20 protein-coding genes are annotated in these 22,556 nt (G+C 64.1%); 13 read left to right on the forward strand and 7 right to left on the reverse strand.

Annotation, left to right across the window (positions count from 1 at the left end):
- Positions 1 to 10 precede the first annotated feature (10 nt).
- Genes BT116_RS19015 through nrdR form a run of 3 tightly spaced genes read right to left on the reverse strand, consistent with a single transcriptional unit; the run spans position 11 to position 2,317 of the window.
- Complete coding sequence (locus tag BT116_RS19015) at positions 11 to 676, reverse strand: riboflavin synthase (RefSeq protein ID WP_041022468.1); 666 nt, start codon at positions 674 to 676, stop codon at positions 11 to 13.
- Between the two features lie 46 nt (positions 677 to 722).
- Positions 723 to 1,856, reverse strand: coding sequence for a bifunctional diaminohydroxyphosphoribosylaminopyrimidine deaminase/5-amino-6-(5-phosphoribosylamino)uracil reductase RibD (ribD, locus tag BT116_RS19020; RefSeq protein ID WP_072346355.1), 1,134 nt, complete (start codon positions 1,854 to 1,856; stop codon positions 723 to 725).
- Positions 1,853 to 2,317, reverse strand: a complete 465-nt coding sequence (gene nrdR, locus BT116_RS19025) for a transcriptional regulator NrdR (RefSeq protein ID WP_013694316.1) — start codon at positions 2,315 to 2,317, stop codon at positions 1,853 to 1,855. The genes ribD and nrdR overlap by 4 nt, the downstream gene beginning before the upstream one ends.
- 127 nt (positions 2,318 to 2,444) lie before the next feature.
- Here nrdR and BT116_RS19030 point away from each other — a divergent pair, with 127 nt between their 5' ends.
- The 3 genes from BT116_RS19030 (at position 2,445) to trxA (ending at position 4,618) form a co-directional block, all read left to right on the forward strand.
- Positions 2,445 to 2,909, forward strand: a complete 465-nt coding sequence (locus tag BT116_RS19030) for a YbaY family lipoprotein (protein ID WP_072346358.1) — start codon at positions 2,445 to 2,447, stop codon at positions 2,907 to 2,909.
- On the forward strand, positions 2,906 to 3,565 hold the full coding sequence (locus BT116_RS19035; protein WP_072346360.1) for a class I SAM-dependent methyltransferase: 660 nt from the start codon (positions 2,906 to 2,908) through the stop codon (positions 3,563 to 3,565). Before BT116_RS19030 ends, BT116_RS19035 begins: the two co-directional genes overlap by 4 nt.
- 180 nt (positions 3,566 to 3,745) lie before the next feature.
- The gene (gene trxA, locus BT116_RS19040; protein WP_072346362.1) at positions 3,746 to 4,618 is read left to right on the forward strand and encodes a thioredoxin; all 873 of its coding nucleotides are present in this window, start codon (positions 3,746 to 3,748) and stop codon (positions 4,616 to 4,618) included.
- On the opposite strand, the gene BT116_RS19045 is transcribed toward trxA, so the two are convergent.
- Positions 4,615 to 4,968, reverse strand: coding sequence for a hypothetical protein (locus tag BT116_RS19045; RefSeq protein ID WP_072346364.1), 354 nt, complete (start codon positions 4,966 to 4,968; stop codon positions 4,615 to 4,617). The two genes, trxA and BT116_RS19045, sit on opposite strands and share 4 nt — an antisense overlap.
- 120 nt (positions 4,969 to 5,088) lie before the next feature.
- Between BT116_RS19045 and BT116_RS19050 the strand changes: the two genes are divergently transcribed.
- The 5 genes from BT116_RS19050 to BT116_RS19070 all read left to right on the forward strand — a co-directional run bounded on the left by BT116_RS19050 (position 5,089) and on the right by BT116_RS19070 (position 9,270).
- Complete coding sequence (locus tag BT116_RS19050; RefSeq protein WP_063324162.1) at positions 5,089 to 5,667, forward strand: DUF2796 domain-containing protein; 579 nt, start codon at positions 5,089 to 5,091, stop codon at positions 5,665 to 5,667.
- A gap of 136 nt (positions 5,668 to 5,803) precedes the next feature.
- Positions 5,804 to 6,514 (forward strand): ABC transporter ATP-binding protein, encoded by a 711-nt coding sequence (locus BT116_RS19055; protein WP_072346366.1) that lies wholly within the window; start codon positions 5,804 to 5,806, stop codon positions 6,512 to 6,514.
- A 1-nt stretch (position 6,515) separates the two neighbouring features.
- A complete protein-coding gene (locus BT116_RS19060) occupies positions 6,516 to 7,781 on the forward strand; it encodes an ABC transporter permease (protein WP_072346368.1) in 1,266 nt (421 codons plus the stop codon).
- 11 nt (positions 7,782 to 7,792) lie between these two features.
- Entirely contained in the window at positions 7,793 to 8,311 is a 519-nt protein-coding gene (locus BT116_RS19065) for a DUF3299 domain-containing protein (protein WP_013694320.1), read from the forward strand.
- 260 nt (positions 8,312 to 8,571) lie between these two features.
- Entirely contained in the window at positions 8,572 to 9,270 is a 699-nt protein-coding gene (locus tag BT116_RS19070; RefSeq protein WP_072346370.1) for an OmpW/AlkL family protein, read from the forward strand.
- A gap of 214 nt (positions 9,271 to 9,484) precedes the next feature.
- Here the strand turns inward: BT116_RS19070 and BT116_RS19075 are convergent, their stop codons facing one another.
- Positions 9,485 to 10,414: an NAD-dependent epimerase/dehydratase family protein gene (locus BT116_RS19075; protein ID WP_072346372.1), complete on the reverse strand. Its 930-nt coding sequence runs from the start codon at positions 10,412 to 10,414 to the stop codon at positions 9,485 to 9,487.
- A complete protein-coding gene (locus BT116_RS19080) occupies positions 10,407 to 11,291 on the reverse strand; it encodes a sugar nucleotide-binding protein (protein ID WP_072346374.1) in 885 nt (294 codons plus the stop codon). Before BT116_RS19080 ends, BT116_RS19075 begins: the two co-directional genes overlap by 8 nt.
- A 329-nt stretch (positions 11,292 to 11,620) precedes the next feature.
- On the opposite strand from BT116_RS19080, the gene BT116_RS19085 reads away from it, so the two are divergent.
- Complete coding sequence (locus tag BT116_RS19085) at positions 11,621 to 15,934, forward strand: DEAD/DEAH box helicase (protein WP_072346376.1); 4,314 nt, start codon at positions 11,621 to 11,623, stop codon at positions 15,932 to 15,934.
- 109 nt (positions 15,935 to 16,043) lie between these two features.
- Here BT116_RS19085 and BT116_RS19090 read toward each other — a convergent pair whose 3' ends face one another.
- Positions 16,044 to 18,134 carry a mechanosensitive ion channel family protein gene (locus BT116_RS19090; RefSeq protein ID WP_072346378.1) on the reverse strand — a complete coding sequence of 697 codons (2,091 nt, stop codon included), beginning with the start codon at positions 18,132 to 18,134 and terminating at the stop codon, positions 16,044 to 16,046.
- 295 nt (positions 18,135 to 18,429) lie between these two features.
- On the opposite strand from BT116_RS19090, the gene BT116_RS19095 reads away from it, so the two are divergent.
- The 4 genes from BT116_RS19095 to BT116_RS19110 are packed head-to-tail and all read left to right on the forward strand — an operon-like array spanning position 18,430 to position 22,445.
- Entirely contained in the window at positions 18,430 to 19,356 is a 927-nt protein-coding gene (locus BT116_RS19095) for a DUF72 domain-containing protein (protein ID WP_072346380.1), read from the forward strand.
- Complete coding sequence (locus BT116_RS19100; protein ID WP_072346382.1) at positions 19,353 to 20,162, forward strand: endonuclease/exonuclease/phosphatase family protein; 810 nt, start codon at positions 19,353 to 19,355, stop codon at positions 20,160 to 20,162. The genes BT116_RS19095 and BT116_RS19100 overlap by 4 nt, the downstream gene beginning before the upstream one ends.
- Positions 20,159 to 21,457, forward strand: a complete 1,299-nt coding sequence (clsB, locus tag BT116_RS19105) for a cardiolipin synthase ClsB (RefSeq protein WP_072346384.1) — start codon at positions 20,159 to 20,161, stop codon at positions 21,455 to 21,457. The genes BT116_RS19100 and clsB overlap by 4 nt, the downstream gene beginning before the upstream one ends.
- On the forward strand, positions 21,444 to 22,445 hold the full coding sequence (locus BT116_RS19110; RefSeq protein WP_072346386.1) for a lysylphosphatidylglycerol synthase domain-containing protein: 1,002 nt from the start codon (positions 21,444 to 21,446) through the stop codon (positions 22,443 to 22,445). The genes clsB and BT116_RS19110 overlap by 14 nt, the downstream gene beginning before the upstream one ends.
- Positions 22,446 to 22,556: the final 111 nt, after the last annotated feature.

Genomic DNA, 22,556 nt, shown 5'->3' on the forward strand with positions numbered 1-22,556 from the left:
CCCCCTTGGGTCAGGATTTGAGGTAGCCGTTGGCGGCCAGGAAGCTTTCGGTGATGTTGCTGCCGGATGCAGGCTCCGCGGCCTTGTCACCGAGCAGCAGGCGCTCCAGATAACGGGCCAGCAAGTCGACTTCCAGGTTGACCCGGCGACCTGGCCGGTACGAAGCCATGATGGTTTCGCTCAACGTGTGGGGAATGATCGTCAGCAGGAATTCGGCGCCATCCACCGCGTTGACCGTCAGGCTGGTGCCGTCGACGGTGATCGAGCCTTTATGGGCGATGTACTTGGCGAGTTCTTTCGGGGCGCGGATGCGAAACTCCACGGCCCGTGCGTTATCCGTGCGCGAGACCACTTCGCCGACGCCGTCCACGTGGCCGCTGACCAGATGCCCGCCCAAGCGAGTGGTGGGGGTCAGGGCTTTCTCCAGGTTGACCGGGCTGCCGCTCTTGAGGTCGTTCATGGCCGTGCAGTCGAGGGTTTCACGGCTGACGTCGGCCAGGAAGCCGTTGCCGGGCAGTTCAACGGCGGTCAGGCACACGCCGTTCACCGCGATGCTGTCGCCCAACTTGACGTCGCTCAGGTCGAGCTTGCCGGTTTCGACGTAGACCCGCACATCGCCGCCCTTGGGGGTGAGTGCACGGATGCTGCCGATGGATTCGATGATGCCGGTAAACATGGAGTCCTCCTCGAGAACGGGCCGCCGCGTGAGCGAAAGCCGGGAATTATACGCTGGCCGGTGGAACGGGAACGGCGATGACTCGCCAGTCATCGCCCACGGCGCGGATTTCGGTGATTTTCAGCTGCGGGGCATCTTTCATCTGTGCCAGCGGCCAGTCCAACAGCGGCCGCGCCGAAGAGCCGAGGAATTTGCCGGCGATGAAAATCTGGAACTCGTCCACCAGCCCTTGCCGGGCAAAAGCCCCCGCCAGGCGTGGACCAGCCTCCACCAGCACTTCATTGACATCCCGGGCAGCCAGCGCCACCAGCAGCCGACGCAGATCGACCTGGCCATCATCGCCTGCCACGATCATGCATTCGGGACCGTTGGCGTATTGTTCTTCCACCGCCATGCAGGTAGCGACCAGCGCCGGACCGGCCTTGAAAAACGCGGCATCCAGCGGCACCCGCAGGCGACCGTCCACCAACACCCGCAGCGGCGGGCGGCTCATGACCAACGCCGTCTGCTCGGCATCGAGCCCGAGTTCATCGGCGCGCACGGTCAGCCGGGCGTTGTCCGCCAACACCGTGTCGGCCCCCGTCAATACCACACTGGCCTGGGCACGCAGGCGTTGCACCGCTGAACGTGCGGCCGGGCCGGTGATCCACTGGCTTTCGCCGCTTTCCATGGCGGTGCGACCATCGAGGCTCATGGCGAGCTTGACCCGAACGAACGGCAGCCCCTGTTCCATGCGCTTGAGAAAACCTTCATTGAGCTTGCGTGCTTCACCCTCCAGCACACCGCTTTCGGTGGCGATGCCGGCCTGGGCCAGCCTTTGCAGGCCACGCCCGGCGACTTCCGGGTTGGGGTCCTGCATCGCCGCCACCACCCGCGCCACGCCAGCGTTGACCAGCGCATTGGCACACGGCGGCGTACGCCCGTGATGGCTGCACGGCTCGAGGGTCACGTAAGCCGTGGCGCCGCGGGCCTGTTCGCCAGCGGCACGCAGGGCATGGACTTCGGCATGAGGCTCGCCGGCACGGATATGCCAGCCTTCGCCGACAATCTGCCCGTCACGCACGATCACGCAACCGACCCGGGGATTGGGGTGGGTGGTGTAGTGACCACGCCGCGCCAACTCCAGGGCACGGGCCATGTAGTGGGCGTCGAGGACGGCCTGCTGCGCCGAGACGGTCATTCTTTCACCGGTTCGCGAGCCAGGCGGTCGATTTCTTCGCGGAACTCGTTCAGGTCCTGGAAGCGCCGGTACACCGAGGCGAAACGGATGTAGGCGACTTCATCGAGTTTCTGCAACTCGGCCATCACCAACTCACCGACTACCAGGGATTTGACCTCGCGCTCGCCGGTCGCCCGCAGCTTATGCTTGATGTGCACCAGCGCCGCTTCCAGGCGCTCGACGCTCACCGGGCGTTTTTCCAGGGCGCGCTGCATGCCGGCGCGCAGTTTTTCTTCATCGAACGGCTGGCGGCTGCCGTCGGTTTTGATCAGGCGCGGCAACACCAGTTCAGCGGTCTCGAACGTCGTGAAACGTTCGCCGCAAGCCAGGCATTCGCGGCGGCGGCGGACTTGTTCGCCCTCGGCGACCAGTCGCGAGTCGATGACCTTGGTGTCGTTGGCACCGCAGAAGGGACAGTGCATGGTGGCAGGCAACAAAAAAAGGGAGGGCCATGGTAGCGCATCCCACTGGCAAGACAAGCCATAGGGTTTACGGTATACAGACGGGCTTACCGTCAGATCCATGGAATTCACCTTGCTGGAGCCACACATGCCGCTACGATCGCTCGCTTTGCTCAGTTTTTTCAGCCTGCTGATGGCGTGCAGTAGCGATGCCCCCAAGCCCGCCGCGCCCGCTCCGGCCCCCGCGCCGAAACAAGCCCAGGAAAAGGCCCGGCAGGCCACCGAGTTGGGACCGCTGCCGGCGTACCAGCGCGAGTTGAGCGGCACCCTGCAAGGCGTGCCGGCCGGAGCCGAAGTGGAACTGGCGCTGCTGGTGATCGATGACAAGGACCGTCCCCAACAATTGCTTGCCAGTTCCAGCCTGATCGGCACCAACCAGGCCCTGCCCTTCCGCTTGCGCTTCAACCCGGAAGCCTTCCCGGTGGGTGCCCGCGTGGAACTGCGTGGCCGCGCCAGCCAGTCCGGTCAACTGATCCTGCACTTGCCGGAACAACGCATCAGCCAACCAACCACCCAGGCATTGGGCACCCTGCAATTCGTCAAAGCGCCATGAGGGCACCGCAGGACCTGCAACGGGCGTTGAGTGAATTGCTTGGCGACGCACGCCTGGTGGCTTGTCCGCTACCCGGCGCTGACTTGAAGTTGTGGCTGATCGACGGCGACAACATGGACCGCGCCTTCAGCCCGGAAGAAACCCGGCGCATTCTCCACGAGCCACCCTATTGGAGTTTCTGCTGGGCCAGCGGCCTGGCGATGGCGCGCTACCTGGCCGAACAACCGCAGTGGGTCAAGGGCAAGCGCATATTGGATTTTGGCGCCGGCTCCGGCGTGGCGGGCATCGCGGCGGTCAAGGCTGGAGCGCTGGAAGTGGTGGCCTGCGACCTGGACCCACTGGCGATTGCCGCGTGCCGGGCCAATGCCACGCTCAATGACGTGGAGCTGGGGTATTCAACGGATTTCTTCGCCGAGGCCGATCGCTTCGACCTGATCCTGGTCGCCGATGTGCTCTACGACCGGGCCAACCTGCCGCTGCTCGATCAATTCCTCAGCCGTGGCCGTGAGGCGTTGGTGGCCGACTCCCGGGTGCGGGATTTCCAGCATCCGCTGTACCGCCGCATCGACATGCTCCAGGCCATGACCTTGCCGGACCTGGCCGAGCCTGAAGAGTTTCGGCATGTGAGTCTGTATCACGCGCGGCGCCGGTCCTAAAAGCATCGCGAGCAAGCTCGCTCCCACAGGGATCGCATGAACACTTGAGATCCCTTGTGGGAGCGAGCTTGCTCGCGATGGGGCCCTGCCAATCAACACACCTCTTACCGCCACCCCGCTTTCGGCCACCCCCCACCAAGCCGTATAGTTGCCCCATTCAAGCGCTCTACGAGATTGCCCATGACTCAGGAAACGCCCTACATCTTCGACGCCACCACCGCCGATTTCGACCAGTCGGTGATCGCGAACTCTTTCCACAAACCGGTACTGGTGGATTTCTGGGCCGAGTGGTGTGCGCCGTGCAAGGCGCTGATGCCGATGCTGCAAACCATTGCCGAGAGCTATCAGGGCGAACTGCTGCTGGCCAAGGTCAACTGCGACATCGAGCAGGACATCGTCGCCCGCTTCGGCATCCGCAGCCTGCCCACCGTGGTGCTGTTCAAGGATGGCCAGCCGGTCGATGGCTTTGCCGGGGCCCAGCCGGAATCCGCGGTGCGGGCGATGCTCGAACCCCACGTGCAGATGCCACCGCCAGCCGCCGCCGACCCGTTCGAACAAGCCCAGGCGCTGTTCGACGACGGTCGTTTCGCCGACGCCGAAGCCCTGCTCACGGTGTTGTTGGGTGAAGACAACACCAATGCCAAGGCGCTGATCCTGTACGCCCGTTGCCTGACTGAACGCGGCGAGCTGGACGAAGCGCAGACCGTGCTCGATGCGGTAAAAAGCGACGAGCACAAAGCCGCGCTCGCCGGCGCCAAGGCGCAGATCCAGTTCCTCGGCCTGGCCAAGCACCTGCCGGACGCCGCCGACCTCAAGGCGCGCCTGGCGAAAGACCCGCAGGACGATGAAGCGGTGTACCAACTGGCGATCCAGCAACTGGCGCGCCAGCAGTACGAAGCGGCCCTCGATGCACTGCTCAAGCTGTTCATGCGTAACCGCAGCTATAGCGAAGGCTTGCCCCACAAGACCTTGCTGCAAGTGTTCGAACTGCTGGGCAACGATCATCCGCTGGTGACGAGCTATCGTCGCAAGCTGTTCGCGGCGTTGTATTAAGCCTCCGCCCCAGCCCAGCTATAGAGCGGCGTATCGGCGCCGCTCAGCACCTTGACCTCGGCACAGTGGCGCAAGCGCACCAACAGGCGCTTGCCCGCCGAGGCGCTGCCGGTCAGGCCTTCGAGTTGCTCCAGCAGGTCCGGGCCGCTCAATTGCCCGGCCTTGCGCAGCAGTTCCTTGGCGATCTGCCACAACGCATCGTCCTGATTCGCCGGCCTGACCGCAGGCGCTGTCGCCGCGTCGGGCTTGGCCGCCTGCAACTGCGCGCCGAGCTGCGCCCAGTCGCTCTCATCCATTTCGATCGACAAGTCCACCGGCCAATCGCCGACGGTTCCGCGTATCCGCAACATCACCGTGCTCCTGAATATTTCATGTTCGCATGCTCCCATGGCCCTTGCGCGACGCCAAGCAGACGGTCAAACTCTCCGCACTTTCGTTATAAGATCACATAACCTTTTTGGAGACTCGTCATGCGTCGTCTGCTTCTCGCTTTGCCGTTCGCCCTGCTGCCATTGGCCGTCGCTCATGGGGCGGTCGAGCATGATCATGACCACGAGCACGGCAGCCTGGGTGCCCATGAACACGGTGTGGGCCGGTTGAACGCCGCCCTGGACGGCCAGACCCTGGAGCTGGAACTGGAAAGCCCGGCGATGAACCTGGTGGGCTTCGAACATGCCGCCACCAGCGATGCCGACAAGGCCAAGGTCGCCGCCGTACGCGCGCAGTTGGACAAGCCATTGGCGTTGTTCAACCTGCCGGCCGCCGCCAAATGCACCGTGGCCCAACAGGAACTGGAAAGCCCACTGTTCGGCGATGAACCGGACCACGAAGACCATGATGAGGACGGCGACGAGCACCACGGCGAGCACAGTGAGATTCATGCCCACTACCAATTCACCTGCGCCGCCCCGGGTGCACTGAAGAACCTGGACCTGGCGACCCTGTTCAAAACCTTCCCGGCCACCCAGAAAATTCAGGTACAACTGATCAGCCCGAGCGGCCAGCAAGGCGTGGAAGTGACGGCCAAGGCGGCCAGCCTGAAATTCTAAGTACACCGAAAGCCCATGTGGGAGCGAGCTTGCTCGCGATGAGGCCGGCACATCCAACACAGATGCTGCCTGACAAACCGCTATCGCGAGCAAGCTCGCTCCCACAGGAGTTGATCTTTAATTTGACCGGTTTCATATGACCCAAGCACTCATCGAACTCTCCGACCTGGGCTTCAGTTGGCCCGGGCATCCGCCGTTGCTGGATATCCCGGCGTTCCGCCTGGAGGCTGGTGAGACGCTGTTTCTCAAGGGCCCGAGCGGTAGCGGCAAGACCACCTTGCTGGGGCTGCTGGGCGGGGTGCAGACACCGGACCGCGGCAGCATCCGCCTGCTCGGCCAGGAACTCAGCGAACTGGGCGCCGGCAGTCGCGACCGCTTTCGCGTCGACCACACCGGCTATATCTTCCAGCAGTTCAACCTGCTGCCGTTTCTCTCGGTGCGCGAAAACGTCGAGCTGCCCTGTCACTTTTCCAAGCTGCGCGCGCAACGGGCGATCCAGCGCCACGGCAGTGTCGATCAAGCCGCCGCCACGCTGCTGGCCCACCTGGGCTTGACCGATCCGAACCTGTTGGGGCGGCGCGCCGACTCGCTGTCCATCGGCCAACAGCAACGGGTCGCCGCCGCCCGGGCGCTGATCGGCCAGCCGGAACTGGTGATCGCCGACGAGCCGACTTCGGCCCTGGACTACGACGCCCGGGAAAGCTTCCTGCGACTGCTGTTCGCCGAATGCCGCGAGGCCGGCTCGAGCCTGTTGTTCGTCAGCCACGACCAGAGCCTGGCGCCGCTGTTCGACCGCAACCTGTCGCTGGCCGATCTCAATCGCGCCGCCACGCCACTCGAGGTTTGAGATGTATTTGTTCCGTCTAGCCATGGCCAGCCTGGCGAACCGCCGCTTCACCGCGATCCTCACCGCGTTTGCCATCGCCCTCTCGGTCTGTCTGTTACTGGCGGTGGAGCGAGTGCGCACCGAGGCGCGAGCCAGTTTCGCCAGCACCATCAGTGGCACCGACCTGATCGTCGGTGCCCGTTCCGGCTCGGTGAACCTGCTGCTGTATTCGGTGTTTCGCATCGGCAACGCCACCAACAACATCCGCTGGGACAGCTTTGAACACTTCGCCAGTAACCCGAAAGTGAAGTGGGCGATCCCCATGTCCCTGGGCGATTCCCACCGTGGTTATCGGGTGATGGGCACCACCGAGGCCTACTTCGAGCATTACCAGTACGGCCGCCAGCAGCACTTGGAACTGGCCGACGGTAGGGCTTTCGCAACCGATCCGTTCGAAGTGGTGCTCGGTGCCGAAGTCGCCGAGGCGCTGCACTACAAGCTCGGCGACAAACTGGTGTTGGCCCACGGCGTGGCGGCGATCAGCCTGGTCAAGCACGACGACAAGCCCTTCACCGTGGTCGGGATTCTCAAGCGCACCGGCACCCCGGTGGACCGCACGCTGCACATCAGCCTCGGTGGCATGGAGGCGATCCACATCGACTGGAAGAACGGCGTACCGGCCCAGGGCAATGGCCGTATCAGCGCCGACCAGGCCCGCAACATGGACCTCACGCCTCAAGCGATCACCGCGTTCATGCTCGGCCTCAACAACAAGATCTCCACCTTTGCCTTGCAGCGCGAGATCAACGAGTTCCGCGGCGAACCCTTGCTGGCGATCCTGCCCGGCGTGGCGCTTCAGGAATTGTGGAGCCTGATGGGCACCGCGGAAAAAGCCTTGTTCGTGATTTCGTTGTTCGTGGTCCTGACCGGGTTGATCGGCATGCTTACGGCGATCCTCACCAGCCTCAACGAGCGCCGCCGGGAAATGGCAATCCTGCGCTCGGTGGGTGCGCGGCCGTGGCACATCGCGACACTGCTGGTTCTTGAAGCCTTCGCCCTGGCGCTGGCCGGGGTCATCGCCGGGCTGGCCTTGCTGTACATCGGCATCGCCGCCGCCCAGGGTTACGTGCAATCGGCCTACGGCTTGTACTTGCCGCTGGGCTGGCCGAGCGAATATGAATGGACGCTGCTGGCTGGCATCCTGGTCGCCGCCCTGCTGATGGGCAGCGTGCCGGCCTGGCGCGCCTATCGCCAATCGTTGGCCGACGGCCTGTCGATCCGTCTATGAGGACCGTGAAAATGCCCCGCGCCCTGCTTGCGCTGTTGATGATGGTCGCCCTGCCGCTGTGGGCGGCCGAGCCGAGGGACCTGGCCTGGTCGGAAATGATCCCGCCGGACGCCCCGCCAGAAGTGCCGAACATGACCCCGCTGCACGACTTGTCGAAGATGAGCGACGCCCTCGCCGCCGAATCCGCCCCGGCGGCCAAGCAGGATTTGCCCAACGCACCGGTGGTCAAGGCCCTCGACGGCCAGCAGATTCGTCTGCCGGGCTACATCGTGCCGCTGGAAGTCAGCGAGGAAGGCCGCACCACGGACTTCTTGCTGGTGCCGTATTTCGGCGCCTGCATCCACGTACCGCCACCGCCGTCCAACCAGATCGTGCATGTGAAAAGTGAAGTCGGGGTCAAGCTCGACGAGTTGTACCAGCCGTACTGGGTCGAAGGGCCGATGCAGGTCAAGCCGTCCACCAGTGAACTGGCCGATGCCGGGTATCAGATGGAGGCCGAGAAGATCTATGTGTATGAGCTGCCGGAGTGAATCCGGTCGTGATGTGCGGTCGGTCCGATAGCTATCGCGAGCAAGCTTGCTCCCACAGTTGATCGTGTTTCTTCAAAAAGAATGCGATCGAATCGTGTGGGAGCGAGCTTGCTCGCGATGGTTCCCTCGAATTTTCTCATCAGCGCTTTTATTGAGCTGAGTCAATTAAACACCCCCTGACTCATTGAGCTGGGTCAAAAGACCGGTCCAGACGGCTTCGTACCATGAGACATCAAATTTCGATGCCCTCTGGAGCCCTCATGAACAAGTCCTTGCTCTGCGCTTCCCTCGCCGCCCTCGCGCTCGCCGCCCCACTCGCCCAGGCCCACACAGCCGGCGATATTATCGTTCGCGCCGGTGCCATCACCGTCAATCCGGAAGCCGACAGCTCCAGCGTCAAGGTCGACCGTGGCCCGCTGGCCGGCGCCGACCTGGGCGGCAAGGCGACCATGAGCAGCGACACGCAGTTGGGCTTGAACTTCGCCTACATGATCACCAACAACCTGGGGATCGAACTGCTGGCGGCCTCGCCGTTCGAGCACGACGTGAAAATCAAAGGCACCGCCCTGGGCGCGGCCAACAACAAGCTCGGCACCCTCAAGCACCTGCCGCCAACCCTGAGCCTGGTCTACTACCCACTCGACGCCAAGTCGACGTTCCAGCCTTATGTCGGCGCCGGTATCAACTACACCTGGATCTACGACGAACACGTCGGCAGCGAAGCCAGCGCCAACGGCTTCAGCAATTTCCGCGCGAGCAACAGTTGGGGCATGGCGTGGCAAGTGGGTGCTGACTACATGCTGACTGACAACGTCATGATCAACGGCCAGATTCGCTACATCGACATTGACACCACCGCGTATGTGGACAACAACGCCGTGGCCGGCGGTACCCGGGCCAAGGTGAATATCGATGTGGACCCATGGATCTACATGGTGGGGTTGGGTTACAAGTTCTAAATGGCAACGCAATGAAAAGCTGACAACACATCCTGTGGAGAGGGGATTTATCCCCGCTGGGCTGCGCAGCAGTCCCTGTAATCGCCACCGTGGTGCGTCAGGTTCACCCCATGTGTTTATTTGGGACTGCTGCGCAGTCCAACGGGGATAAATCCCCTCGCCACAACGATGTATGCCATGACAAAAAAGGCGCCTCGAAAGGCGCCTTTTGCGTTCAGCGGCCCAGCAGCCGCGCCAGCCCCACACTCAGCGGCGTTTGCTGTGGGAAGCTGAAGCGCTGCACCAACCGGCGATTGTCGGCCCGGGAGTGGCGGATGTCGCCGGAGCGCGCCGGGGCGTAGGTGATTGGCGGGAGATCACCCACCACGGCGGCCAGGGCCTGGAGCATCTGCTTGAGGGTCGTGGCCTGGTTCCAGCCGACGTTCACTGCCCCGACTTCCACTTCTGGCTTCTCGATGGCCTGCACCAGCAAGTCCACCAAGTCTTCGACGTAGACAAAATCCCGGGTTTGCTCGCCATCACCAAACACGGTAATCGGCAGGCCTTTCTGTGCCCGTTCGCTGAAGATGCTGATGACCCCGGAATACGGCGAGGACGGATCCTGGCGCGGGCCGTAGATGTTGAAGAAGCGGAACACCACTGGCTCCAGATCGTGCTGGCGGCGATAGAAGTCGAAGTAGAACTCGCTGGCCAGTTTGTCCGAGGCATACGGCGTGAGCGGCGCCTTGGGGGTTTCTTCGTCGATGGACTCTCCTTCGCCGTTGTTGCCGTAGACCGCTGCGCTGGAGGCGAACAGCACTCGCTTCACACCGGACTGACGCATGGCCTCGCAGACATTCAGGGTGCCGATGAAGTTGCTCTGGTGCGTGCGCACCGGGTCGTCCACCGAGGCTTGCACCGAGGCCACCGCCGCCAGGTGCGCGACGGCGCTGCAACCGGCCATGACCCGCGCCACCAGCGCGGCATCGGCGACGTCGCCTTCGATCAGTTCGACCGCGGGGTTGTCCAGCGGCAGGTTGCTGCGCTTGCCGGTGGACAGGTCATCGAGAATGCGTACCGAATGTCCCTTGGCAAGCAAGGTGTCGGTCAGGTGCGAACCAATGAAACCCGCGCCGCCGGTGATTAAAACAGGGCCTTCAGCCATGGCGATAAAACCTATCCAGTAAGCCCGGGAGTGCCGCGCGCCAGGCGCGGGGCTTGATCCCGAAGGTGTGCAGAATTTTCTTGCAGGCCAGCACCGCGTGCTGCGGTTCTTCCGCGGCGTCCGGCCGTGCGGCGTGGGCCTGGGGGCTGGGCGACTCGATGGCCAGCGGATGCAGGGCACGGGCTTCGGTAAGGATCGCCTGGCCCAGCGCCAGCGGTGTGGTCGCCTCGTGCCCGGCGTAATGATAGGTGCCCCACAGCGGCGCCGCGCAATCGAGTTGCTTGAGCACCGAGATGATCACACGCGCGGCATCGTCCACCGGCGTCGGATTACCGCGGCGGTCGTCGGCCAGCAGCAGCTCTTCGGGCTGTTCGGCCCGGGCCAGGAAACGCCCGAGGATGCCATCGGCGCTGTCGTCCAGCAGCCAGCCGAACCGCAGCAGCACGTGTTGCGGGCAGGTGGCGCGCACGCTTTGCTCGATCCGCCACAGCGCCTGGCCGCGCACGCCCAGGGGCACGGGCTCGTCTTTCTCGCTGTAGGCCGTGGCGCGGGAGCCATCGAACACGCGATAGCTCGACGGTTGCAGCAAGACGATGTTGTGATGCTGGCACAGCTCGGCCAGGCGCTCGACAGCACGCTCCTGGCTGGCCAGGCGCTGCTCGCTGACGGCCTCGGCCTGGAACCAGTCGAAGTAGTAAGCCAGGTTGATCAAGGCGTCCGGACGGGTGTCGTCGAGCAGTTGCGTCAGGCTCGCGGCATCCCAACCGTCTTCGGGCGGGCGGGGGGCAAGAAAACCGATGTCTTCTTCTGCACCGAGGCGAATCAGCGCCTGCCCAAGGGCATTTCCGCCGCCCAGTAACATAAGGCGCATTCGCATAAAGTCAGCAGGCCCAGTCTATTGGCACAAGAATTTGGTCGACAACGCCCGCAGGCGTTGTCGGAATCGTTGCATTTTGCGGGTTTAGTGCGCAACCGTCATCCGTAAAGTGTGGATCGCGTCTTACAAGGCTGGTAGCTCACTTGTGGCGAGGGGATTTATCCCCGCTGGGCTGCGCAGCAGCCCCTTTAATTGCCACCTGGGCGGGTCAGATCTATCCCATTTGCTTTCTTGGGGCTGCTGCGCAGCCCAGCGGGGATAAATCCCCTCGCCACAGGCACAGTATCAGTACTTGCATCCTCCCCACCTCGCCCACATACACTGATCCTATGAATCTGCCCCTTGCAGCCGACCACGCCATGGCAGGCTTTCACCCCGCCGTTCGCGCCTGGTTCAGCCAGACATTCCCGGCGGTCACGGCCGCCCAGGCCCAAGCGTGGCCGTTGATCGGCCAGCGTCGTTCGACCCTGGTGGCGGCGCCTACCGGCTCGGGCAAGACCTTGACGGCTTTTCTCGCCGTGCTCGATGACCTGGTGCATCGCGGCCTGGAACAGGGCGGCCTGCCGGACCAAACGCTGGTGGTCTACGTCTCGCCGCTCAAGGCCTTGAGCAACGATATCCAGATCAACCTGCAAAATCCGCTGGCCGGCATCACCGAACAGCTGCGGCGGATGGACCTGCCCCCCCTGCACATCACCACCGCTGTGCGTACCGGCGACACGCCGCAGAAAGAACGCTCGGCGATGCGCAAGACCGCGCCGCACATCCTGGTGACCACCCCCGAATCGCTCTACGTGCTGCTCGGTTCCGATTCCGGCCGGCAGATGCTCGCCACCACCCGCACGGTGATCGTCGACGAAATCCACGCCATCGCCGCCAGCAAGCGCGGCAGCCACCTGGCCTTGAGCCTGGAACGCCTGCAAGCCCTGTGCGTCGAACCGTTGATGCGCATCGGCCTGTCCGCCACGCAAAAGCCCATCGAAGCGGTGTCGCGTTTTCTCGTCGGAGAGGGACGTAGCTGCGAAATCGTCGACATCGGCCACGCCCGCCCCCGGGACCTGGACATAGAGGTGCCGCCAGTACCGCTGTCGGCGGTAATGGCCAATGACGTGTGGGAACTGGTCTACAACCGCCTCGCCGAGCTGGCCCGGGAACACCGCACCACCCTGGTGTTCGTCAACACCCGGCGCCTGGCCGAGCGCCTGAGCCGTCATCTGAGCGAGCGCCTGGGTAAGGACGCCGTGGCGGCCCATCACGGCAGCCTGGCCAAGGAGTTTCGCCTCGACGCCGAACAACGCCTCAAGCGCGGCGAACTGAAGGTGCTGATCGCCACCGCGTCCCTGGAGCTGGGCATTGATATCGGCGATGTCGACCTGGTCTGCCAGATCGCCTCGCCCCGTTCGATCTCGGCGTTCCTGCAACGGGTCGGTCGTTCCGGTCACCAGGTCGGTGGCACGCCCAAGGGCCGCCTGTTCGCCACCACCCGCGACGACTTGATCGAATGCGCCGCCCTGCTCGACTGCGTGCGCCGTGGCGAACTCGACATCCTGCACATTCCCAAGGCGCCACTGGATGTGCTGGCCCAGCAGATTGTCGCCGAGGTCAGTTGCCAGGAATGGCCGGAGCAGGCGCTGCTGGAGACCTTCCGCCGCGCCTCGCCCTACGCCGAGCTGGACGAAGGGCATTACCAGGCGCTGTTGCAGATGCTCGCCGAAGGCCTCAATGGCCGCCAGGGCGTGCGCAGCGCCTACCTGCACCGCGATGCCGTGACCCGGACCCTGCGCGGGCGCCGGGGCAGCAAGCTGACGGCGGTGACCAGCGGCGGCACCATTCCCGACAACGCCGACTACAGCGTGCTGCTCGAACCCCAGGGCCTGAACATCGGCAGCGTCAACGAAGACTTCGCGGTGGAGAGCATTGCCGGCGATGTGTTCCAGTTGGGCAATACGTCGTATCGCATCATTCGCGTCGAGACTGGCCGCGTGCGGGTCGAAGACGCCCAGGGCCAGCCGCCGACCATCCCGTTCTGGCTCGGCGAAGCACCGGGGCGCAGCGCCGAATTGTCCCTGGCCGTGGCGCGCCTGCAAGCCCAGCTCGATCACCTGCTCGGCGCCACGCCGGGCAACCTGCAACCGGCCCTCGATTGGCTGACCGGCACCCTGCAACTGAACCTGGCCAGCGCCGAACAACTGGTGGATTACCTGGCCCCGGCGCGCTTGGCCTTCGGCGCCCTGCCGTCCCAGGACACGCTGCTGATGGAGCGTTTTTTCGACGAGTCCGGCGGCACGCAACTGATCATCCACACGCCCTTCGGCAGCCGTATCAACCGCGCCTGGGGCCTGGCCTTGCGCAAGCGCTTCTGCCGCACCTTCAACTTCGAATTGCAGGCCGCCGCCAGTGAAGACGCCATCGTGCTCTCGCTGTCCACCAGCCACAGCTTCGAACTGGACGAAGTGTGGCGCTACCTCAACAGCCACAGCGCCGAGCAGATCCTGGTCCAGGCGGTGCTGGATGCGCCGCTGTTCGGCGTGCGCTGGCGCTGGAACGCTGGCGTGGCCCTGGCCTTGCCGCGCTACGCCGGCGGGCGCAAAGTCGCCCCGCAGATCCAGCGCATGAAAAGCGAGGACCTGATCGCCAGTGTGTTCCCCGACCAGATCGCCTGCCTGGAAAACCTTGCCGGCGAGCGGGAGATCCCTGACCATCCGTTGGTGGAGCAAACCCTCGACGATTGCCTGCACGAAGCCATGGACAGCGAAGGTTGGCTGACGCTGTTGCGGCGCATGGAAGCCGGCCAGATTCGCCTGATCAGCCGCGACCTGCCGGCGCCCTCGCCGCTGGCGGCAGAAATCCTCAGCGCCCGGCCCTACACCTTTCTCGACGACGCGCCGCTGGAAGAACGGCGCACCCAGGCGGTGATCAACCGGCGCTGGAGCGATCCACAGGCCACCGACGACCTCGGCGCCCTGGACGCCGAAGCCATCCAGTCGGTCCGGGATGAAGCCTGGCCGACGCCGACCAATCTCGATGAGATGCACGAAGCCTTGATGAGCCTGGCCTGCATCGCCGACAGCGAGGCCAGCGCCCACGCGTCGTGGCTGGATTGGTTGCAGACGCTGGCCGAGGGCGGACGCGCCAGCCATGTGCAGATCAGCGCCGAACGCGGCCTGTGGGTGGCGCTGGAACGCCTGACCTGCCTGCAAGCGGTTTATCCACAGGCCCCATGGCAGCCATCGCTGACGCCCCTGGCCGGTTTCGATGATGCCTGGGATGGCGACGAGGCCGTGGTGGAGGTACTCCGCGCCCGGCTCAGCGCCTTTGGCCCGCTGCCGCTGAAGGCCATCGCCTACCCGCTGGGACTGTCGACCCCGCAGGTCACCCAGGCCCTGGCGCAACTCGAGCAGCAAGGCTATGTGCTGCGTGGGCGGTTCACGCCAGGCACCGGCCAGGAGGAATGGTGCGAGCGGCATTTGCTGGCGCGGATCCATCGCTACACGGTCAAGCGCCTGCGCCGGGAAATCGAGCCGGTGATGCTGCAGGATTTCATGCGTTTCCTGTTCGACTGGCAACACCTGTCATCGTCCAGCCAAGGTCGGGGCAATGCCGTGCTGCCGTCGATCCTGGGTCAGTTCGAAGGCTTTCCAGCCGCCGCGTCAGCCTGGGACAGCGACCTGCTGCCGGCGCGGATCAAAGACTATTCGCCCATTTGGCTCGATGAGTTGTGCCGCAGTGGCAAGTGGGTATGGACACGCCTGAGTGCGCAGCAGAAGCCTTCCGCCAGCGCCCTGCGCAGCACGCCGGTGGTATTGCTGCCGCGCAGCCAGGTGGCGTTGTGGAGCAGCCTGACCGGGCAAACGGCCGTTGATGAGCTGTCGCCCAAGACACAAAAAGTCCATCAGGCCCTCAGCGAACACGGCGCGCTGTTTTTCGACGAACTGGCCCACGAGGCCCATCTGCTGCGCAGCGAACTGGAAATCGCCTTGCAGGAACTGGTGGGTGCCGGGTTGGTGAATGCCGACAGCTTCGCCGGCTTGCGCGCGCTGATCACCCCCGCCAGCAAACGCCAGGCCCGCAGCAGTCGGCGCGGGCGCGGGGCGTTTGTCGGCGGCATGGACGACGCCGGGCGCTGGGCCTTGCTGCGCCGTAGCCAACCCGCGCCGGTGGAAGGCAACCGCCCGGCGCCGACACCGCCCGAGACCCTGGAACACATCGCCATGACCCTGCTGCGCCGCTACGGCGTGGTGTTCTGGCGCTTGCTGGAGCGGGAGGCGGATTGGTTGCCGAGCTGGCGCGAGCTGCTGCGTACCTTTCATCGCCTGGAGGCGCGGGGCGAGATTCGTGGCGGGCGGTTCGTCAGCGGCCTGGCAGGCGAACAATTCGCCCTGCCCGAAGCCATCCCGCTGCTGCGCGAAGTGCGCCGCCGCCCCACCGACGGCAGCCTGGTGGCGGTGTGCGGCGTCGACCCGCTGAACCTGGCCGGCACCCTGCTGCCGGGGGCGAAAGTGCCGGCGCTGGCGAGCAATCGGCTGGTGTATCGCGATGGGTTGCCGGTGGCGGCGCAGATTGCTGGCAAGCAGCAGCTGTGGGTGGAGTTGGATGGGCTGGAGATGGCTGAGGTGCGCAGCAAGCTCATTCAGCATTCTTAGATCGTTCCCACGCTCTGCGTGAGGATGCAGCCCGGGACGCTCCGCGTCCCTTTCCAAAGCCGAACGCGGAGCGTCCGTAGAGGCGTTACCACGCAGAGCGTGGGAACGATCACTGTTGGGGCTGATTGGGCAACTCGCTCTCCTCCCTCGGCTCCTCCACCAACCGCCGCGGCAACATCACCTGCTGTGGATAAGTCTGCGCAAAGTGCACCGCCGGATGGTTATCCACAAGCTTCTTCAATTGCTGGTTGAACGCTCGGCTCACCGCATATTGCCCGCCGGATACGGTGCGGAACTGCGCCGTGAGCACCACGCCGTTGAGGTCCATCTTGTCCACGCCGAATACATCCAGCGGCCCTTGCAGGTTGAACTTGAGGAACGGGTCTTCGGCGATCGAACGCCCGGCCTCGCGAATCAGCTCGATGGCCTGGTCGACATCGGTGTCGTATGTGAATTGCACGGAGAAAAACGCAAAGGCGAATTGCCGGGACTGGTTGGTCACCGCCTTGATCTGGCCGAACGGCACCGAATGCACGAAACCCTTGCCGTCGCGCAGGCGCAGGGTGCGGATGGTCAGGCCTTCGACGGTGCCGGCGTGGCCAGAGCTGAGCACCACCCAGTCGCCGATGGACAGCGTGTCTTCGATAATGATGAACAGCCCGGTGATGACGTCCTGCACCAGTTGCTGGGAACCGAAGCCGATCGCCAGCCCCACCACCCCGGCACCGGCCAGCAACGGCGCGACGTTGATGCCCAGGTTGGCCATGGTGGTGATTGCGCAAATCACCACCAGGATGATTTTCGCCGCGTTGCGCAACAGCGGCAGGATGGTCTTGACCCGGGTGCTGGGCTGGCGGGCCCCGCGCTTGTTCAGCGGCGGTTTCAGGGCTTCCTGGATCGCCGTGTCGAGCACCACCCACGTGAGCCAGGTCATCAGGAAGATCAGGCCGATGCGGCTCAAGGAATCACTGATCGCCCGGCCTATGGCATTGCGCGAGGCGAACTCGAACAGGGAAATGCCCCAGATCCGTCCGAGGACTTCGATGAATACCACCGCCATGACGATGCGCAGCAACGCGTGCAGCAGGCTCAACAGGCGGCCCTTGTAGGCGCTGTTGCGCTGGATGGCCTCGGCCTTGGGCGACTTGAAGACGTGTTGGAACACCGTGCTGAGGAACACCGTGGCGATCAGCAGGATGGTGGTGAACAGCGCACAACGCAGGGCTTTCTGGTTGTCCTCGCCGACACCGATCAGGCTCACCGCCGACACCAGCACCATCAACAGGATCGGCCAATACCAGAGCCCGGAGAAAATCCGCAGCGATTCCTGCAAGGCCGGTTGCTTCAAGCGCTGGGCCAGCGGGCGGTTGCGGATCAGGTGCGCCACGGGCCTGCGCATGCGAATCACCAGCCAGCCAAAGATCACCGAGGCAAACAAGCCAGTGAACACTGCGATGCTGCTGGTGATGTTGCCGCCCAGTTGCCGGGCGATCTGCGGGCTGGTCAGGGCATCGCTGAGGGCGGCGAGAAAACCGATCATGAACAATGGCCGGGGGCTGAAGCGCCGGATCATCGCCACCGCCCGGCGTTTGTGACCCGCGTTGAACATCACGATCACGCACAGCAACACCGAGGTGGAGAAAATGCCGCTGCTGGTGGCGTAGGCGAAGCACAGCGCCAGGGCGCGACCGACCGACACCTGCAGGAAGTGGCTGACGTACAGGGTCAGCGGCAGGCAGATCAACGCCGCAGCGGTGTACGGCAGCAGATAACCGAGCAGGTCGCGCAGGCGCTGGCGGGTGCGCAACCAGCGGCGCCGGCCCAGATGGCGCAGCAGCAGCCGCGCGCCCGACCAGATCAATGCAAAAGCGCCGATCCAGACACTCGACAACAACAGGAAATCCCCCGCCACGCGCCAGGACGAACGGGACGTCTGGTCCACCAGCCGGTCCACCTCATCCGCCGCCCGGTCCGCCCGCAGGCGCCAGGCATCCACCAGGCTCTGGTTGAGATCGAGCTTGTCCTGGACGTCGTCGATGCTCGAACTGATGGCCCCCAACAAACCGCCCTGGACCAGCGGCGCAGGTTCGGCGGGCGGTTCATCGGACTTGGAGGTGCCAGGGACAGCGGCGGTGCCGTAGGCGCTGGTGCCGGTCAGCGCCAGCAAGAACAGCAGCAATACAGTGCTCAATCGAGACAAGACGCGAGGCTCCTTCACACGGGATCGGTAAGGAACTGATCAATAACGGGCGGGCAAGTTCGGTTGGGGCGGTAATGATCGTTCCCACGCTCCGCGTGGGAATGCAGCCCGGGACGCTCCGCGTCCCTCTCATCTCAGGGCCGAACGCGGAGCGTCCGTAGAGGCGCTCCCACGCAGAGCATGGGAGCGATCGGAGCATCACTTCACCGTCGGGCACCCCATCGAAACTTTCCGGGCCGCGCGGCAGTCATCACAAAACAGAGGCTGCACGAGGTCATTGGCACGGGAGGGATACATGACGGCGATCCACATTGGCATTTCCGGTTGGCGCTACACGCCCTGGCGGGGGGATTTCTACCCCAAGGGGCTGGCCCAGAAACGGGAACTGCAATTCGCCTCGCGAGCGGTCAATAGCATCGAAATCAATGGATCGTTCTACGCCCTGCAACGCCCCGAACGGTATGCCCAGTGGTACGCCGAGACACCGCCCGGCTTCGTGTTCAGCGTCAAGGCCCCGCGTTTCATCACCCACATCAAGCGTCTGCGGGACATCCGCAAGCCGTTGGCCAATTTCTTCGCCTCCGGCGTGCTGGAGCTCAAGGAGAAGCTGGGCGCGATCCTCTGGCAGTTTCCCCCCAGCTTCAAGTTCGACCCCGAGCTGTTCGAAGACTTCCTCAAGCAACTGCCCCACGACACCGAAGGTGCCGCCGCCCTGGCCCGCGAGCACGAGCCGCGCCTGGACGGCCACGCCAGCACCACCACTGATAAAAAGCGCCCACTGCGCCACGCCGTGGAAATCCGCCATGAGAGTTTTATCGACCCGCACTTCGTCACGCTGCTCAAGCGCTACGACGTGGCCCTGGTGATCGCCGACACCGCCGGTAAATGGCCTTATCGCGAAGACGTCACCAGCGATTTCGTCTACCTGCGCCTGCATGGCGCCGAGCAGTTGTACGCCAGCGGCTACACCGACGAGGCGTTGAAGCGCTGGGGCGCGCGGATCGAGGCCTGGAGCCACGGCAAACAACCCACCGACGCCCAGCTGATCGACCCCGACAAGAAGCCCCGGGCCCGTAAAAGCCGGGAAGTGTTCTGCTATTTCGACAACGACATCAAAGTCCGCGCGCCCTATGACGCACGCCACTTGCTGGAGCACTTCCATCTGGACAAGGACCTCGCCACCGCGCCCGGCGAGCGCCCGGCCGAAGGGGTGTTGCCATGAACCGCCCGGAAACCAGCGAAGCAACCCACGAGCCGACCCAGCAACAGGCCCAGGTTCTCGACCCGGTCAGCCGTTTCACCGTGCTGACGGTCAACACCCACAAGGGCTTCACCGCCCTGAACCGGCGCTTCATCCTGCCGGAACTGCGCGAAGCGGTGCGCAGCGTGTCCGCCGATGTGGTGTTCTTGCAGGAAGTCCACGGCACCCACGAACACCATCCCCAGCGCTACAGCAACTGGCCGAGCATGCCGCAATACGAATTCCTCGCCGACAGCCTCTGGCCACAGTTCGCCTACGGGCGCAACGCGGTGTACCCGGCGGGCGACCACGGCAACGCGCTGCTGTCGAAATTCCAGATCATCCGCCACGACAACCTGGACGTGTCCATCAGCGGCCATGAGAACCGCGGCATGCTCCACAGCGTGCTGCGCCTGCCGGGCGATGGACAGCAAGTGCATGCCATTTGCGTGCACCTGGGGCTGCGCGAAGGTCATCGTGTCGAGCAACTCAAGCTGCTTTGCCAGCGCTTGAGCGAACTGCCGCCCGACGCACCAGTGATCGTCGCTGGCGACTTCAACGACTGGCGCGGCAAGGCCAGTGAACTGCTCGAACCCTGCGGCCTGCGGGAAGTGTTCGCCGAACAGTGGGGCAAACCGGCCCGCAGCTTTCCGGCGCGCCTGCCGGTCCTGCGCCTGGACCGCATCTACGTGCGCAACCTCAAGGCCCGTCATCCCAAGGTGTTGAGCGTACGACCCTGGTCGCACCTCTCCGACCATGCACCGCTGTCGGTGGAGATCGAATTATGAGCGCGACGATGAACAAGGCGACGGTTGAGCAGGTCGAGGCGCCACTCACCGAACGCAACCCGGCGCTGACGGATATCGAATACGGCTGGCACGGCAACAATCGCGTCAAGTTGTTGGAAAACGGTGAAGAGTATTTCCCCAGGGTCTTCGAAGCCATTCGCCGGGCCGAGGCAGAAATCCTCCTGGAGACTTTCATCCTGTTCGAGGACAAGGTCGGTTATGAACTGCGGGACCTGTTGGTCGAAGCTGCCGCGCGGGGCGTGCGCATCACTGTCAGCCTCGATGGCTTCGGCTGCGGTGAGCTGACCACCGGTTTCCTGGCCTCATTGAGCGACGCCGGGGTGCGCTTGCAGATGTTCGACCCGGCGCCCCGGCGCCTGGGGATCCGCACCAACTGGTTTCGCCGCCTGCATCGCAAGATCGTGGTGGTGGACGGGGTGATTGCGTTTATCGGCGGGATCAACTTTTCCGCCGACCACCTGGGCGATTTCGGCGCCGAGGCCAAGCAGGACTATTCCGTGGAGGTCAAAGGCCCGGCGGTGGTGGATATCCATCACTTCGCACTGCTGCAGAGTGGCCGGCCCGCCCGGGCCAAATACTGGTGGCAACGCCGCCGTAGCCGCCGCAACGAGCTGGCGTTCAGCGACCACGACGGCCAGGTGCGCCTGGTCTACCGGGATAATCACGAACACCAGACCGACATTGAAGAGGTTTACCTGCAAGTGCTGCGCAGCGCCCAGCGGCGGGTGGTGATCGCCAATGCCTATTTCTTCCCTGGCTACCGGTTGCTGCGCGAGATCCGCAACGCGGCACGGCGGGGCGTGGAAGTACGGCTGATCCTGCAGGGCCAGCCGGACATGATGATCGCCAAGCTCGCCGCGCGCATGCTCTACAGCTACCTGCTCAAGGCTGGCGTTGTGATCTACGAATATTGCGAGCGACCGCTGCACGGCAAGGTCGCCCTGGTGGATGAGGATTGGAGCACGGTGGGTTCGAGCAACCTCGACCCGCTGAGCCTGTCCCTGAATCTGGAAGCCAATGTGCTGATCCGCGACCGGGCGTTCAACCGCGAGTTGTTCGAGCGCCTCGACTATCTGAGCCGCAACCATTGCACCGCCATGCCCGAGGACCACGCCCCCCGTGGCCTGTTGTGGCGCATGACCATCGGTTTCATGGTGTTCCACTTTTTGCGCCATTTCCCGGCCTGGGCCGGCTGGCTGCCGGCCCATAAACCGCGTCTGAAACCATTTTCACCGCCGACGGCGGTCCGGAGCGAACCCCATGAACCACTCTGAAGCGCACGCCGCGCCGAGAGATGCCCATGCGCCGGAACAGTCCAAGCCCAAATCCCGCTGGAGCCGCTGGAAAAGACCGCTGACCCTGGCGTTTTTCCTGCTGTTGATCGTGCTGTTCACCACCTTGGCCCGCCGCATCGATTGGTCGGAAGTGTTCGCCACCCTGGCGGACTTCAAGGTGCGCACCTTGATCATCGCCGCCGCGCTGACCGTCACCAGTTTCATCACCTATGCCTGCTTCGACCTGATCGGCCGCACCTACATCCGCCAGAAACTGGGTTGGCGGCAGATCTTGCCGGTGGGGGTGATCAGTTACGCGTTCAACCTCAACCTCAGCGCCTGGGTCGGTGGCATCGCCATGCGCTATAGGCTGTATTCGCGACTGGGGGTCAGCACCGGGAACATTGCCAAGATTCTCGGCCTGAGCCTGGCCACCAACTGGTTCGGCTACATGACCTTGGCCGGGGTGGTGTTCAGCAGCGGCCTGGTAACCATGCCGCCGGGCTGGAAACTCAGCAGCGATGCGTTGCAAGGCGTCGGCGCGTTGTTGCTGCTGGTGAGTGCCGGTTACCTGGTGGCCTGCCGGTTTTCCAAGCGCCGGGCCTGGACGATTCGCGGCATGGAAATCAACCTGCCATCACTGCGCATGGCGGTGCTGCAACTGGCGTTGGGCGCGCTGAACTGGTCGCTGATGGCGGCGGTGATCTTCACGTTGCTGCCCGGCAAACTGGATTATCCAGTGGTGCTCGGGGTGTTGCTGATCAGCAGCATTGCGGGGGTCATCACCCACATTCCGGCGGGGCTTGGGGTGTTGGAAGCGGTGTTCGTTGCGCTGCTGCAACATGAAGTGTCGCGGGGCAGCCTGCTGGCGGGATTGATCGCCTACCGGGCGATCTATTTCATCCTACCGTTGCTGATTACCGTGGTGATGTACCTGGTGATCGAGGCGAAGGCCAAGGCGTTGCGGGTCAAGCCTGGGGTCAAGTGATCGGTTGCCTGGCCTGGCCTCATCGCGAGCAAGCTCGCTCCCACATTGGATCGGTTGTGAACGCACCTGTCTCGATCGCTACACATCCCCTGTGGGAGCGAGCTTGCTCGC

It is taken from the genome of Pseudomonas sp. NFACC16-2 (genome assembly GCF_900119205.1).
GTDB lineage: Bacteria > Pseudomonadota > Gammaproteobacteria > Pseudomonadales > Pseudomonadaceae > Aquipseudomonas > Aquipseudomonas fluorescens_Q.

Coding starts and splice junctions, on each gene's coding strand:
- nrdR (WP_013694316.1), bottom strand. CDS start 2,317: ATGCACTGTCCCTTCTGCGGTGCCAACGACACCAAGGTCATCGACTCG.
- BT116_RS19065 (WP_013694320.1), top strand. CDS start 7,793: ATGCCCCGCGCCCTGCTTGCGCTGTTGATGATGGTCGCCCTGCCGCTG.
- BT116_RS19045 (WP_072346364.1), bottom strand. CDS start 4,968: ATGTTGCGGATACGCGGAACCGTCGGCGATTGGCCGGTGGACTTGTCG.
- clsB (WP_072346384.1), top strand. CDS start 20,159: ATGAGCGCGACGATGAACAAGGCGACGGTTGAGCAGGTCGAGGCGCCA.
- BT116_RS19015 (WP_041022468.1), bottom strand. CDS start 676: ATGTTTACCGGCATCATCGAATCCATCGGCAGCATCCGTGCACTCACC.
- BT116_RS19110 (WP_072346386.1), top strand. CDS start 21,444: ATGAACCACTCTGAAGCGCACGCCGCGCCGAGAGATGCCCATGCGCCG.
- BT116_RS19100 (WP_072346382.1), top strand. CDS start 19,353: ATGAACCGCCCGGAAACCAGCGAAGCAACCCACGAGCCGACCCAGCAA.
- trxA (WP_072346362.1), top strand. CDS start 3,746: ATGACTCAGGAAACGCCCTACATCTTCGACGCCACCACCGCCGATTTC.
- BT116_RS19070 (WP_072346370.1), top strand. CDS start 8,572: ATGAACAAGTCCTTGCTCTGCGCTTCCCTCGCCGCCCTCGCGCTCGCC.
- BT116_RS19050 (WP_063324162.1), top strand. CDS start 5,089: ATGCGTCGTCTGCTTCTCGCTTTGCCGTTCGCCCTGCTGCCATTGGCC.
- BT116_RS19030 (WP_072346358.1), top strand. CDS start 2,445: ATGCCGCTACGATCGCTCGCTTTGCTCAGTTTTTTCAGCCTGCTGATG.
- ribD (WP_072346355.1), bottom strand. CDS start 1,856: ATGACCGTCTCGGCGCAGCAGGCCGTCCTCGACGCCCACTACATGGCC.
- BT116_RS19080 (WP_072346374.1), bottom strand. CDS start 11,291: ATGCGAATGCGCCTTATGTTACTGGGCGGCGGAAATGCCCTTGGGCAG.
- BT116_RS19055 (WP_072346366.1), top strand. CDS start 5,804: ATGACCCAAGCACTCATCGAACTCTCCGACCTGGGCTTCAGTTGGCCC.
- BT116_RS19095 (WP_072346380.1), top strand. CDS start 18,430: ATGACGGCGATCCACATTGGCATTTCCGGTTGGCGCTACACGCCCTGG.
- BT116_RS19085 (WP_072346376.1), top strand. CDS start 11,621: ATGAATCTGCCCCTTGCAGCCGACCACGCCATGGCAGGCTTTCACCCC.
- BT116_RS19075 (WP_072346372.1), bottom strand. CDS start 10,414: ATGGCTGAAGGCCCTGTTTTAATCACCGGCGGCGCGGGTTTCATTGGT.
- BT116_RS19035 (WP_072346360.1), top strand. CDS start 2,906: ATGAGGGCACCGCAGGACCTGCAACGGGCGTTGAGTGAATTGCTTGGC.
- BT116_RS19060 (WP_072346368.1), top strand. CDS start 6,516: ATGTATTTGTTCCGTCTAGCCATGGCCAGCCTGGCGAACCGCCGCTTC.